Source organism: Pseudomonas sp. RIT357, from assembly GCF_000632245.1.
Taxonomy (GTDB): domain Bacteria; phylum Pseudomonadota; class Gammaproteobacteria; order Pseudomonadales; family Pseudomonadaceae; genus Aquipseudomonas; species Aquipseudomonas sivasensis.
This window is the reverse complement of the sequence record NZ_JFYX01000019.1, coordinates 54,100-67,357: the sequence shown is the minus strand read 5'-3', so window position 1 is coordinate 67,357 and position 13,258 is coordinate 54,100. Positions and strand designations below refer to the sequence as shown.

Here is a 13,258-nt window from a genome sequence, read left to right as displayed (position 1 = left end):
GCCAGTTTGTGTTCCAGGTAGTGAATGTTCACACCACCTTCGCAGAAGCCTTCATCACGAACCAGGTCCCGATGCAGCGGGATGTTGGTCTTGATGCCGTCAACCACGATTTCGTCCAGGGCGTTACGCATACGGGCCATGGCCTCGTCGCGGGTGGCGCCCCAGGTGATCAGCTTGCCGATCAGCGAGTCGTAGTTGGACGGAACCTTGTAGCCGCTGTACAGGTGCGAATCCACACGTACGCCGTTGCCGCCGGGCGCGTGGAAATGCTTGACCAGGCCAGGGCTTGGGATAAAGGTTTTCGGGTCTTCGGCGTTGATGCGGCACTCCAGGGAGTGGCCATGCATCTTCACGTCGTCCTGGGTGAAGGACAGCACGTTACCAGCGGCGATGCTCAGCATCTCCTTGACGATGTCGATACCGGTGACCATCTCCGAAACCGGGTGCTCTACCTGCACACGAGTGTTCATCTCGATGAAGTAGAAGCGGCCGTTCTCGTAGAGGAACTCGAAGGTACCGGCGCCACGGTAGTTGATGTCGATGCACGCCTTGACGCAGCGAGCCAGAACTTCCTGGCGAGCCTTTTCATCCAGGCCTGGTGCCGGCGCTTCTTCCAACACCTTCTGGTGACGACGTTGCAGCGAGCAATCGCGGTCGCCCAGGTGGATGGCGTGGCCTTGGCCGTCGGACAGAACCTGCACTTCCACGTGGCGTGGGTTGGTCAGGTACTTTTCCAGGTAGACCATCGGGTTGCCGAACCAGGCACCCGCTTCGGAACGGGTCTGCTTGGCCGCTTCGATCAGGTCTTCTTCCTTGTGCACCACGCGCATGCCGCGACCACCACCGCCACCGGCGGCCTTGATGATCACTGGGTAACCGACTTCGCGACCAATGCGCAGAGCGGTTTCCTCGTCTTCAGGCAGTGGGCCGTCGGAGCCAGGAACGGTTGGTACGCCGGCTGCGATCATGGCGTCCTTGGCCGATACCTTGTCGCCCATCAGGCGAATGGTTTCGGCTTTCGGGCCAATGAAGGCGAACCCGGATTTTTCCACCTGTTCGGCGAAATCGGCGTTTTCCGCGAGGAAGCCGTAGCCCGGGTGGATACCATCAGCGCCGGTCACTTCAGCCGCGGCGATGATGTTCGAGACTTTCAGGTACGAGTTCGTGGCCAGTGGCGGGCCGATGCAGATGCTTTCGTCCGCCAGTTTCACGTGCATCAATTCGGTATCGGCCGTCGAGTAAACAGCGACGGTCTTGATGCCCTCTTCCTTACAGGCGCGCAGGATCCGCAGCGCGATCTCGCCGCGGTTGGCGATCAGGACTTTTTGCAGTTTCTTCGCAGGTTTCAACATCGAAGGCGCTCCGCGGTTCAAACGATGGTGAACAGCGGCTGGTCGTACTCAACCGGCTGACCGTTTTCTACCAGGATGGATTCGATGACGCCGGCTTTTTCAGCGGTGATGTGGTTCATCATTTTCATCGCTTCAACGATGCAGATGGTGTCGCCCACTTTCACAGTCTTGCCGACTTCAACGAAGGCTGGCGAGGTCGGTGCCGGGGTACGGTAGAACGTACCGACCATTGGCGATTTGACCACGAAGCCGTTCAGTGCAGGCGCGGCCGGGGCAGCAGGTGCGGCGGCAGCGGCTGGCGCGGCAGCAGGTGCAGCGGCCGGAGCCGGTGCTTGCATCTGTGGCGCGTAGAACTGTTGGGCCGGGGTCTTGCTGTGGCGGCTGATCCGGACGGACTCTTCGCCTTCCTTGATTTCCAGCTCGTCGATACCGGATTCTTCCAGCAGTTCGATCAGTTTCTTAACTTTACGGATATCCATGAATCATCAACTCCCAAGGGTCGGTCAGGGGCGCTTGGCCGGTTGTTCAAGTTGTTCCAGGGCGGCCTCCAGGGCCAGTCGGTAACCGCTGGCGCCAAGGCCGCAGATCACTCCTACCGCTACGTCGGAGAAGTACGAGTGATGGCGGAAAGCTTCGCGTTTATGCACGTTCGATAAATGCACTTCGATGAATGGGATGCTCACCGCCAGCAGCGCGTCACGTAATGCAACACTTGTGTGCGTAAAAGCGGCGGGATTGATCAGGATGAAGTCCACACCTTCGCCGCGCGCGGCGTGGATGCGATCAATCAATTCGTACTCGGCATTGCTTTGCAGGTAGAGCAGATGGTGGCCAGCTTCACGAGCCCGTCGCTCCAGATCAAGGTTGATCTGATCCAGGGTCACAGCCCCGTAGACGCCCGGTTCGCGGGTGCCGAGCAGGTTCAGGTTGGGTCCGTGAAGAACCAGTAGGGTCGCCATCGGCTGTTCCTTGTTATTGATGGGAGTACGGCAGAACCCGGCGACTATGCCGCAAAGCCTTTGTGACTGTCCAGTTCTATGCAGTAGGCAGCACGATTAGCGAGGATTGCGCAAAATTTGTGACTGGTGGTCGAGATCTGGTCATTGGTAATACGCCCTTGAATCCCGTGAAGATCAAATGTGGGAGGGGGCTTGCTCCCGATAGCGGTGGATCAGTTACAGGTGCTGAGACTGACACACCGCAATCGGGAGCAAGCCCCCTCCCACATGTTGATCTTCATTTGATTTTGGATCTTCATGGGGCAGGTCAGACGCGGAACGCCTGCACCGCCGTATTGAGCTGCCCACCCAGCACCAACAGGTGCTCGCCCTGGCTTCGGCCTTGGCCGATGCGCAGCAAATTATCCTCACCCAGCTGATGAATTCGCTCACTGTTATCGCGAATCTCGCTCACCGCACCACTCTGCTGCGCCGTCACATCGGCAATCCGCACAGCGGTGTCGGAAATGGTCTGGATTGCCCCGACGATTTCATCCAGTGCGCCGTCAGCCGCTTGAGCTTGCTGGGCGGTGGATTCGGCGTGTTCGACCTGGGCGCGCATGCCCTCCACTGACTGGTGGGCAGCGTTTTGCAGGCCGGTGATCAAACCCTGGATTTCGGCGGTGGCGCCGGCGGTGCGCTGGGCGAGGGTACGTACTTCGTCCGCGACCACAGCAAATCCACGTCCGGCCTCCCCGGCGCGGGCGGCTTCGATGGCGGCGTTGAGTGCCAGCAAGTTGGTCTGGTCGGCAATCGAGCGAATAACGGTGAGCACGCCGCCGATGGTGGCGGACTCTTCAGCAAGTTTCTCGATCATCTGCGCGTTTTGCTGCACTTCGCCGACCAACGCATGCAAACCGGTCAGGCTCAGGCCGATCACCCGCTGGCCTTGTTCCACCGCCTGGCCCGCACTGCGGCTGGCGCTGGCGGCTTGGCTGGCATCGCCGGCGACCTGTTGGATGGTCGCTTCGAGTTCGCCCAGGGAGTCGCGGATTTGCGCCGTGTCGCCCGCCTGGCGTTCAGCGCCGTCATGCAGGCCGCTGCTCAGTTCGGCGAGGGCGCGGCTGCTGCCGGCCACTTCTTCGGCATTGCCGCGAATGGTGCCCACCAAGTCCACCAAGTAAGCGCGCAAACGGTTCAGAGAGGCTTCGATGTCGCGCAGTTCGCGGTTGGTCTTGCCCAGTGCGATCGGCTGGCTGAAGTTGCCTTCGGCCCAGGTGGATAGGGCGGGTGCCAGATTGGTCAGCACCCGTGCCAAGCGGCGTTGCAGGGTGTCGATCAACAGCGCGATCAGCAGGATCAGGCCGATCATCACCCCTTGCATCAGGCGTACTTCGCCTTGGATGAGCCCATGTTGTGCGCGCACGACAGGTTCAAGCCCAGCGATGGCCTGTTGCACGGCGTTGATCTTCTGGTGGGTACTGGCGGCCAGGTCGGCGCGTTGCTGGATCTGTTCGCGGGTGCGCTTGAGTTCGGCGGGGTAGCGGGTCAGCAGGCTGTTGAGCTCGCGCTTGAGGTCGACGCCGGTGTCCTGGGCTTCGGTTTTTTCAGTATTTTCCAGGCCCATCAAGGCGGAAAAATCATCGGTGTTGGATTCGCTGCTGGCTTTGACGCCAAGCAATGGCAGTTGCCCCAGTACGTCGGCTTGGGCGCGAATATTGGCGACTTCGCGCTCAACATCATCGGCCAACTCTGCGCGCCCGCTGCTCACCAGCTTGTCGCGGGCCAGGGACAACCTGCCCAGGTGCTGGGACGCGGTCAGCAGTGGCGGCAAGTAGCGTGCTGCTTCAGGGGAATTGACGCTGATGGCGTACTGGCTCAACTGGTCCAGATTGGCGCCCAATTCGCGCTCTGCTTGCAGCAGCAACGCTTGTGGGTCGCCGGCCAGCTTGCCGGCGGCCAGCAAGTCGGTCTTGCTGAATGCATCCAGGGCCACCAGGCTGGGGCGCAGGTTCTGCGCCAGATCAGCGGGCAATTCATCCAGATGTTGCAGCAGGTTTTCCAGGCTTTGGCTGGCGCTGCTCAGGCGCAGGGCGTCGCCGCTCGCCAGGTACTCGTCGATATTGCGCGCAGCTTGGTTTTGGAACGTCTGGGACAACCCCAGGTAGCGCTCCATCAGCAAATACGGCCGTTCAAGCGCCCGCTGCGACCACCACAGCGTCGCCCCAAGTGCCAGGCACACGGCCACCAGAAGAAGGGTATTGAGATTGGTCAGCAGCTTCAGGCGCATGCGTGGTTTCAACCGACAGCAAAAGGTAAGTGCCTGAAGTTATTGCGTTTTCATTACAGCGTTATGACGGAATCAGTGGATTCCGGTGAAAAGGTGGCACTTTGCTTTGATGCGCGCGCGGCTTGCACACGGTTGCGTCCGGCATGCTTGGCGCGATACAGCGCCTCGTCGGCCTGGGCGGCCATCATCAGGCTGTCGGAGCCGTCGCACAACTCAACCAGCCCGGCGCTGAAAGTGCACCACAAGTCCTGGGGTTGTGCCGGATAGTGGATTTCGGCAAAGCGCCCGCGGATTTCATCCAGCACCTTGCAGGCCGACTCCAGGTCGGTGTCGGGCATCACGATGGCGAATTCTTCACCGCCGTAGCGCCCGATGTAGTCGGTCTTGCGCAAACGCTGCTTGAGAAACAGCGCCAGGCTCTTGATCACGCGGTCGCCCATCGGGTGGCCGTGACTGTCATTCACGCGCTTGAAGTGGTCGATGTCGAGCATGGCAAAGCTCAGCGGCTTGTTCTCGCGGCGCGCGCGGAAGCTGCAGTCTTCGAGCAATTGCAGGATATGGGTGTGGTTGTACAGCCCGGTCAGGCTGTCGCGCACCATTCGCGCCTTGAGGTGGCGGGCGCGGGCGGCGCGGTTGCGCACGGTGGTGATCAGGTGGCGCGGTTTGATCGGCTTGGTGAGGAAGTCGTCACCGCCTTCGCTCATCGCATCCAATTGCTTGTCGAGGTCGTCTTCGGCCGACAAGTAAATGATCGGCACGCTCACATAGCGGTCGTTATGGCGGATCACCTTGGCCAGTTCGGTGCCGGTGCAGGCGGGCATGTACATGTCGAGGATGATCAGGTCGGGCTGGAAGTCCGCCAGTTCGGCCATGGCCTGGATCGGCTCAATCAAGGTGCGGGTGACGATCCCGGCGCTGTTGAGTAAGCGCTCGGTGTGCAGCGCCTGGGCGCGCGAGTCGTCGATGATCAGCACTTTATAGGGCTCGTACTGGGCGACGCAGGTCAGCACTTCGATTTTTTCCAGCAGGCTGGAGGCTTCCAGTGTGCCGGTCAAAAACTCCTGGCCACCGGCGCGCACGGCGGCCAGGCGGGTCGGGGTATCGGTTTCGTGCAGGCTGAAAAATAACAGCGGCAGCTTTTGCTCCAGGCCTTCCTGGGCTTCGGCAGCGAGCTTGAGGCCCAGGCCTGGGCCGCAGAAATCCACGTCCATCACGATTGCCGACGGCAGGCGCTCGGCCATGGACGCGCGAAACGCTGCCACGCTGTCCAGGGATTGGGCGCTCATGCCAAAAAATTCCAGCTGCTTGGCCAGGCGCTCAGCGCGGTCGTGATCGGCCAGCATCACGTAGATCGGCTTGCGCATCGGCGGCAGGAAGGTTTGTTCCAGCTGGTCGCCCTGGCGCAGGCCAGTGCGGGACAGGCGCTGCATCAAACGGTTGAGTTCGGTGATCAGTTGGCTGCTCAGGCGGCCACGATTTTCATCCACAGCTTTGAGTGATTCACCGATGTTGCGTGCCAACTGGCCGTGTTCGGGCTGCTCAAAACGCTCAGCGAAGCGCAGCAGGCGCAGGTTGGCCTCACTGAGTTCTGAGAGGTCGGCGCCTGACCATTCGCTGCGTTGCAGGCGCTGCCAGATCTCAAGAATTTGACGTGCCTGATGAATTACCCGCTGGGCAAAATGCTGCTTGAGACGCTCACGGCTGGGGTCTTCTGGCTCGGTCATATCCTGACTACTAGTAAGGGTGCATGCTGAGGTCGAACTGATGGCTCTATGCTAGCACCTCTTGTCAGCGGGATGAGTGTCATATGTCAATTAACTGCATGTCGGCGATATTCAGTTAATGACCTGACAGTCGCACAGCGTAAAACGCGTGCATCCTTTATAGTCGAATGCTTCCCGCGCGCCAGTTTGGTGAAAAGCCCCGCATGGGCGGGCACGATGGGGTAGGGTTGTGGTCGGAGTGTTTGAACGCACGCCGTCAATTCAAGTGCATGAACTCAAGTGATTGAAAGGATATCGCCATGCTGGACTGGAAAAACCGCGCAGGCAGTGCCAAAGGCCCCGCCCCTGAGCCAAAGTCGGCCAACCGCAGCTATTTTCGTACCCTGCTGATGAGTCGGGCGCTGCTTAGCGTGCTTGGCCTGTACCTGTTGGTCACAGGTGCCCTGGGTTGGTACTGGAGCGAAGAGCCGGCGCTGTTCCCGGTCCAGCAGAACGCGCAAATTGCTGCCGAGAAAGAAGGCAAGCAGATGGTGGTGGGCTATACCACCGTCGAAACCCTCAAGACCGTGGTCGGCACCTTGCTGAACAAGCCAGGTGGCTATATTTCCAACGACCGTTTCCCGCCGGGCCTGTGGATGGACAACATGCCGAGCTGGGAATACGGCGTGCTGGTGCAAGTGCGCGACCTGACCCGTGCCTTGCGTAAAGATTTCGCCCGTTCCCAGTCGCAGTCGGCTGAAGACGCCGACTTGGCGAAGGCCGAGCCGCGTTTCAACTTCGACAACAAGAGCTGGGTGCTGCCATCGAGCGAGTCGGAGTATCAGGAAGGCATCAACTCCCTGAACCGCTATGAAGCGCGCCTGTCCGACCCCAACCAACGCGGCGCACTGTTCTATTCGCGTGCCGACAACCTGAACAACTGGCTGGGTGATGTTGCTACCCGTCTGGGTTCGTTGTCCCAACGCCTGTCGGCCAGCGTGGGCCGGGTCAAATTGAACACCGCACTGAAAACAGAAGCCCTGGCACCGGGTGAAGTGCCGCAGGTCGACGAAGAAGTGGTGGAAACCCCATGGATGCAGATCGACAACGTGTTCTACGAAGCCCGTGGCCAGGCATGGGCACTGTCCCATCTGCTGCGCGCCATCGAAGTTGATTTCGCCGACGTACTGGCCAAGAAAAACGCCACGGTCAGCGTGCGCCAGATCATCCGTGAGCTGGAAGCCTCCCAAGAACCTGTCTGGAGCCCTATGATCCTCAACGGCAGCGGCTTCGGCGTACTGGCGAACCACTCGCTGGTAATGGCCAACTACATCTCGCGGGCCAACGCTGCGGTGATTGATCTGCGTCAGCTGCTTAACCAGGGTTGATGATGGACGCTTCTCAACAGGAGGCCGCGCACCGTGCGGCTTCCGATGCTGAACTGATTTGCTGGGTCGACGAGCAGGACAACCTGCTCGGCACCCTCGTCAGGTCCGACCTTCGCCAGCGCGGCCTGATTGGCCGCTGCACGTTTATCTTCCTGTTTAACTCTGCCGGCGAGCTGTGTGTGCACCGGCGTACCCTGAGCAAAGCCATGTACCCAGGATTTTGGGATACGGCGGCGGGCGGCATGGTGGCGGCCGGGGAAGAGTACGCCGACTCTGCAGCGCGTGAGCTGGAGGAAGAACTGGGTGTGGGCGGGGTGGAATTGGTCGAGCATGATCATTTCTACTTCGAGGACGGTAACAACCGGCTCTGGTGCAGATCCTATTCCGCCGTGTGGGATGGCCCCCTGCGGTTGCAGCCCGAAGAAGTCATGGAAGCGCGCTTTTTGCCCATCGAAATTGTCCTGCAGGAGGCCGAACAAAAGCCCTACTGCCCGGACGCACAAGAGGGCTTGCGCCGCTATCTGGCCTCGCGTCGCTAAAGTTGCATAAATTGGCGCCATTTGGCCCTTAGCAAGTCGGCCTTTTGCCGTTACACTGCGCGACTTTTCACCCGAGCCACCTTGGCGGTTCGGTAGCGCTGCCCCTGCCTGAGTGGGGCTTCGCGGTCGGTCGTGCTTGAGCGCGCCGATCAGTCTTCATCCTCCCAAGAGGATTGCCGGTGGCCAAAAAAGCCGCATCCTTCGCCGCCCTTGGTGGCCTGGTATTTTCCACCGATGCAGGTCGACACTGCCCGGACTGTCGTCAGCCCGTGGATTCGTGTACCTGCAAACAGACCCTGATCCCTGAAGGCGACGGTATTGCCCGCGTGAGACGCGAGAGCAAGGGCCGTGGCGGCAAGACGGTGACGACTATCACCGGCGTGCCCCTGGCTGAAGATGCGCTCAAGGAACTGGCTACCACGCTGAAAAAGCGTTGTGGCACCGGTGGCGCGTTGAAAGACGGCGTCATCGAGATCCAGGGCGATCACGTCGAACTGCTGTTGGCCGAGCTGATCAAGCTCGGTTACAAGGCCAAGAAGTCCGGCGGCTGACAGCCTCTTCCCAACCTGTGTCTAAACTCTGTCCTGCGAGTGGGGTCTACCTTCCTTACAGGCAAATCGTCATTTTCATTCTTTAGACTGCGCCAGCCTCCCTGAGAGGTGGCGCCTTCGCCTTCATTTATAGGGGACTTCGATGTCCGTACGACGCACACGCAAAGACGATGGCAGCCAATGGACAGTTGCGGACAGCCGCAGTGTTTACGGGATCCGCCATTGGGGGGCCGGGTATTTCGCGATCAATGACGCCGGTCGCGTTGAAGTCCGTCCGAACGGCCCGAACAGCACGCCTGTCGATCTCTTTGAGCAAGTCGACCAGTTGCGCAAAAGCGGCCTGTCGTTACCGTTGCTGGTGCGCTTCCCTGACATCCTGCAAGACCGTGTACGCCAGTTGACCGGCGCCTTCGACGCCAACATCGAGCGCCTTGAATACCAGAGCAAGTACACCGCGCTGTACCCGATCAAAGTGAACCAGCAGGAAGCGGTGATCGAGAACATCATCGCCACTCAGGACGTGTCTATCGGCCTTGAAGCCGGCTCCAAGCCTGAGCTGCTGGCCGTACTGGCCCTGGCGCCGAAGGGCGGCACCATCGTCTGCAACGGTTACAAAGACCGTGAGTTCATCCGCCTTGCGCTGATGGGCCAGAAGCTCGGTCACAACGTGTTTATCGTGATCGAGAAAGAATCCGAAGTCGGCCTGGTGATCGAAGAGGCTGCCAACCTCAAGGTCAAGCCACAGGTTGGCCTGCGTGTGCGCTTGTCGTCCCTGGCGTCGAGCAAATGGGCAGACACCGGTGGCGAGAAGTCCAAGTTCGGTTTGTCGGCGGCGCAGCTGTTGTCCGTGGTTGAGCGCTTCCGCGCGGCCGGGCTGGACCAGGGCATTCGCCTGCTGCACTTCCACATGGGTTCGCAGATCGCCAACCTGGCCGATTACCAGCACGGGTTCAAGGAAGCCATTCGTTACTACGGCGAACTGCGCAACCTCGGCCTGCCGGTGGACCACATCGACGTGGGTGGCGGCCTGGGCGTCGACTACGACGGTACCCACTCGCGTAACGCCAGCTCGATCAACTACGACATGGACGACTACGCCGGCGTGGTCGTGGGCATGCTCAAGGAATTCTGCGACGCGCAGAGCCTGCCGCACCCGAATATCTTCTCCGAAAGCGGTCGTTCCCTGACTGCTCACCACGCCATGCTGGTGGTGCAGGTGACTGACGTCGAGAAACACAACGACGAAATCCCGGTCATCGAAAACAAGGAAAGCCTGCCGGAAACCGTGCAATGGCTGGTGGACCTGCTGGGTCCGACCGATATCGAGATGGTCACCGAAACCTACTGGCGCGCCACTCACTACATGAGCGACGTGGCCACCCAGTACGCCGACGGTAAACTGACCCTGGCCGAAAAAGCCCTGGCCGAACAGTGCTACTTCGCGGTGTGCCGCCGTCTGCACAACTCGCTCAAAGCCCGCCAGCGTTCGCACCGCCAAGTGCTGGACGAACTCAACGACAAGCTGGCCGACAAGTACATCTGCAACTTCTCGGTATTCCAGAGCCTGCCGGACACATGGGCCATCGGCCAGGTACTGCCGATCCTGCCGCTGCACCGTCTCGACGAAGAGCCGCTGCGCCGCGCCGTGCTGCAAGACCTGACCTGCGACTCCGACGGCAAGATCAAGCAGTACGTCGACGAGCAGAGCATCGAAACCAGCCTGCCGGTACACGCCCTGAACGAAGGTGAAGACTACCTGTTGGGTATCTTCCTGGTCGGCGCCTATCAGGAAATCCTGGGCGACATGCACAACCTGTTCGGTGACACCGATTCGGTGAACATCTACCAGCGTGAAGACGGTTCGGTGTACAGCGCCGGGATCGAGACACACGACACCATCGAAGACATGCTGCGCTACGTGCACTTGTCGCCGGAGGAGTTGATGACTCACTACCGTGACAAGTGTGCGAGCGCGAAGATCAGCGCGTCGGAGCGTACTCAGTTCCTGGACGCGTTGCGTTTGGGCCTGACGCGCTCTTCGTACCTTTCCTCGTAAGCACAGGCGACACAGATCCAGTGTGGGAAGGGGCTTGCCCCCTCCCATAGCTGGGCCTCGTTTGGCAGTACCTTCTTCGTGGGGGTCAATGATGTCGAGCAAATACCTGCAAGCGTTTACCCTGGCCTTCGCCGCCTTTCTGGCAGCCTGCTCCCCAATAAAAGTGCTCAACGCACTCACCCCCAACAGTACCTTTACCAAGACTTCAGCCATTGCCTACGGCGATGATCCCCGCCAGAAACTCGATATATACCGAGCCGTTCCTGCCGTGCCCAACGCTCCCGTAGTGGTGTTCTTTTACGGCGGCAGCTGGAACAGCGGATCCAAGGACGACTACAGCTTTGTCGGCGAAGCCCTGGCTTCAAGGGGCATCGTGGTGGTGATCGCCGATTACCGGCTGTACCCGCAAGTGCGTTACCCCGCCTTTCTCCAGGACGGCGCCAAAGCGGTGGCCTGGACGTATGACCACGCCGCTGAATATGGCGCCGATCCCCAGCAGCTTTATGTGATGGGCCACAGCTCCGGCGCCTACAACGCCTCGATGCTGGCGCTGGATGGGCGTTGGCTAAAAGAAGTGGGCTTGGCGCCGTCGATCTTCAAGGGATGGATCGGCCTGGCCGGGCCTTATGACTTCCTGCCGATTGAAAACCAGGACGTGCGCCCGGTGTTCTTCTTCCCCGATTCACCGCCGGAGTCGCAGCCGATCTACCACGTCAGCCGTGACGCGCCGCCGACGCTGCTGATGGCCTCGACCGACGACAGCTTGGTCAACCCGACGCGCAATACCGCAGGGCTGGCGAAAAAATTGCGCGAGGCGGGTGTGCCGGTCGAGGCGTTCTACTTCACCAGGACTAACCACGCGACGTTAGTGGCGTCTTTCGCCAAGCCGTTGCGCTGGCTGGCGCCAGTGTTGAACCAAGTGACAGCGTTTATCCAAGCCACTGATCCCGCTGGTTCAAGCGCCAGGCTATCGCCCACAAAGTGAGGCTGCGCAGGGCCATGAACAGCAGAAAGGTTATCCACAACCCATGATTGCCCAGGCCCTGCAACGCCCAGGCAAACGGCAGTGTCAGCAATACCGTCAGTAGCATCCCATTGCGCATTTCCCGCGCGCGGGTGGCGCCGATAAACAGGCCGTCCAGCAGGTAACTCCACACCGCAATCAGTGGCAGCAGCGCCAGGTAAGGCAGGTAGGTGTCAGCGGTGTCGCGCACGCTGGGGATATCGGTCTGCATGGCGATAAACAGGTGCCCGGCAAAGCTGAACAGCAGCGCAAACCCGACGCTGGCGATCAGCGACCAGCCACCGGCGACCACCAATGAGCGGTGCAGCGACTGGCGGTCGCGGGCGCCGATGGCGTGGCCGCAGAGGGCTTCGACCGCGTGGGCCAGACCGTCCAGCGCATGCGCCGTCAGCAGCAGGCCGTTAAGCAGCAAGGCATTGGCAGCAACGGTGGCATCCCCCAGCCGCGCGCCTTGCACCGTGATCATGAAAAACACCGATTGCAGCGCCAGGCTGCGGATAAAGATGTCGCGGTTGACCGCCAGCAACGGGCGCCAGCTTTGCCACACTTTCAACGCGGCCCAAGCGATATGGCCTGGATAGGCGCGCAGGGCCTTTTGTGTGAGCGCCAGGCCGAGCAGGGCGCCGGTCCATTCGGCGATGACCGACGCTCTCGCCGACCCGACGACACCCCAATCCAAACCGAGTACGAACCACAGGTTGAGAGCGATATTCACCAGGTTAGTGGTCAGCAGAATTGCCAGCGGCGCACGGGCGTTCTGTGTGCCGAGGAACCAGCCGACCAGCGCATAAGTGGCCAGGGCTGCGGGCAGGCCGAACAGGCGCGTGTGGAAGAAGTCGCGGGTGAGCTGATTCAGCTCGGGGGAGGGCTGCATCCATTCCAGGGCGAGGTGGCTCAGGGGGATGCCCACGGTGCCCAGCAGCATCGCCAGCCCCAGTGCCAGCAACAGACCTTGCAGCAGGATTTGCCGCAGTGCCGCCCCGTCATTACGCCCTGCAGCCTGCGCGGCAAAACCGGTGGAGCCCATGCGCAGAAAACCCATGGCCCACGCGAGAAAGGTATACAGGCTGGCCCCGACGGCCACGGCGCCCAGTTGATGGGCATGGGGCAGGTGGCCGATGACCATGCTGTCGACCAGGGCTACCAGCGGCACCGAGATGTTCGACAGAATCATTGGCGCGGCAAGGGCCCAGACGCGTCGATGCGTAGGGCGGTGGCGCCAGTCGGTGAGTAAGGTGGACATGCAGGCTCCTTGGGGGAGCGGCATTGTAACCGTCCAGTAGCTACGCAGCAGAACCAATGTGGGAGGGGGCTTGCCCCCGATAGCAATAGATCAGCCAGCCTATCTGTAGCTGACCCACTGCTGTCGGGAGCAAGCCCCCTCCCACAGTTTGATCTCCAGTGGGTGTGGGAACTG

General features: G+C 60.7%; 11 protein-coding genes. 5 read left to right on the top strand and 6 right to left on the bottom strand.

Annotated elements, in window-relative coordinates:
• The 5 genes from accC to BW43_RS13410 all read right to left on the bottom strand — a co-directional run.
• Nucleotides 1-1,352: acetyl-CoA carboxylase biotin carboxylase subunit (accC, locus tag BW43_RS0127500; protein ID WP_032887156.1), on the bottom strand; the 1,352-nt coding region annotated here is incomplete at its 3' end.
• A 17-nt stretch (nt 1,353-1,369) separates the two neighbouring features.
• On the bottom strand, nt 1,370-1,831 hold the full coding sequence (gene accB / locus BW43_RS13395; protein ID WP_027607997.1) for an acetyl-CoA carboxylase biotin carboxyl carrier protein: 462 nt from the start codon (nt 1,829-1,831) through the stop codon (nt 1,370-1,372).
• A gap of 24 nt (nt 1,832-1,855) precedes the next feature.
• Nucleotides 1,856-2,311, bottom strand: a complete 456-nt coding sequence (aroQ, locus tag BW43_RS13400) for a type II 3-dehydroquinate dehydratase (protein ID WP_010213488.1) — start codon at nt 2,309-2,311, stop codon at nt 1,856-1,858.
• A gap of 307 nt (nt 2,312-2,618) precedes the next feature.
• Nucleotides 2,619-4,580, bottom strand: a complete 1,962-nt coding sequence (locus BW43_RS13405) for a methyl-accepting chemotaxis protein (protein ID WP_032887155.1) — start codon at nt 4,578-4,580, stop codon at nt 2,619-2,621.
• 53 nt (nt 4,581-4,633) lie between these two features.
• Complete coding sequence (locus tag BW43_RS13410) at nt 4,634-6,304, bottom strand: PleD family two-component system response regulator (RefSeq protein WP_032887154.1); 1,671 nt, start codon at nt 6,302-6,304, stop codon at nt 4,634-4,636.
• Nucleotides 6,305-6,603: 299 nt separating this feature from the next.
• Here BW43_RS13410 and BW43_RS13415 point away from each other — a divergent pair, with 299 nt between their 5' ends.
• The 5 genes from BW43_RS13415 to BW43_RS13435 all read left to right on the top strand — a co-directional run bounded on the left by BW43_RS13415 (nt 6,604) and on the right by BW43_RS13435 (nt 11,802).
• Complete coding sequence (locus tag BW43_RS13415; RefSeq protein ID WP_032887153.1) at nt 6,604-7,671, top strand: DUF2333 family protein; 1,068 nt, start codon at nt 6,604-6,606, stop codon at nt 7,669-7,671.
• Nucleotides 7,672-7,673: 2 nt separating this feature from the next.
• Nucleotides 7,674-8,210 (top strand): NUDIX hydrolase, encoded by a 537-nt coding sequence (locus tag BW43_RS13420; RefSeq protein WP_032887152.1) that lies wholly within the window; start codon nt 7,674-7,676, stop codon nt 8,208-8,210.
• 179 nt (nt 8,211-8,389) lie between these two features.
• Nucleotides 8,390-8,761, top strand: a complete 372-nt coding sequence (locus tag BW43_RS13425; RefSeq protein WP_005784408.1) for a translation initiation factor Sui1 — start codon at nt 8,390-8,392, stop codon at nt 8,759-8,761.
• A 142-nt stretch (nt 8,762-8,903) separates the two neighbouring features.
• Nucleotides 8,904-10,817, top strand: coding sequence for an arginine decarboxylase (gene speA, locus BW43_RS13430; protein WP_032887150.1), 1,914 nt, complete (start codon nt 8,904-8,906; stop codon nt 10,815-10,817).
• Between the two features lie 91 nt (nt 10,818-10,908).
• Complete coding sequence (locus tag BW43_RS13435) at nt 10,909-11,802, top strand: alpha/beta hydrolase (protein ID WP_032887149.1); 894 nt, start codon at nt 10,909-10,911, stop codon at nt 11,800-11,802.
• On the opposite strand, the gene BW43_RS13440 is transcribed toward BW43_RS13435, so the two are convergent.
• Nucleotides 11,747-13,084, bottom strand: a complete 1,338-nt coding sequence (locus BW43_RS13440; protein ID WP_032887147.1) for an MATE family efflux transporter — start codon at nt 13,082-13,084, stop codon at nt 11,747-11,749. The two genes, BW43_RS13435 and BW43_RS13440, sit on opposite strands and share 56 nt — an antisense overlap.
• Nucleotides 13,085-13,258: the final 174 nt, after the last annotated feature.

Excerpts from the sequence above, each read along its gene's own strand:
- accB (WP_027607997.1), bottom strand. The coding sequence starts at position 1,831 with ATGGATATCCGTAAAGTTAAGAAACTGATCGAACTGCTGGAAGAATCC.
- aroQ (WP_010213488.1), bottom strand. The coding sequence starts at position 2,311 with ATGGCGACCCTACTGGTTCTTCACGGACCCAACCTGAACCTGCTCGGC.
- BW43_RS13405 (WP_032887155.1), bottom strand. The coding sequence starts at position 4,580 with ATGCGCCTGAAGCTGCTGACCAATCTCAATACCCTTCTTCTGGTGGCC.
- BW43_RS13410 (WP_032887154.1), bottom strand. The coding sequence starts at position 6,304 with ATGACCGAGCCAGAAGACCCCAGCCGTGAGCGTCTCAAGCAGCATTTT.
- BW43_RS13415 (WP_032887153.1), top strand. The coding sequence starts at position 6,604 with ATGCTGGACTGGAAAAACCGCGCAGGCAGTGCCAAAGGCCCCGCCCCT.
- BW43_RS13420 (WP_032887152.1), top strand. The coding sequence starts at position 7,674 with ATGGACGCTTCTCAACAGGAGGCCGCGCACCGTGCGGCTTCCGATGCT.
- speA (WP_032887150.1), top strand. The coding sequence starts at position 8,904 with ATGTCCGTACGACGCACACGCAAAGACGATGGCAGCCAATGGACAGTT.
- BW43_RS13435 (WP_032887149.1), top strand. The coding sequence starts at position 10,909 with ATGTCGAGCAAATACCTGCAAGCGTTTACCCTGGCCTTCGCCGCCTTT.
- BW43_RS13440 (WP_032887147.1), bottom strand. The coding sequence starts at position 13,084 with ATGTCCACCTTACTCACCGACTGGCGCCACCGCCCTACGCATCGACGC.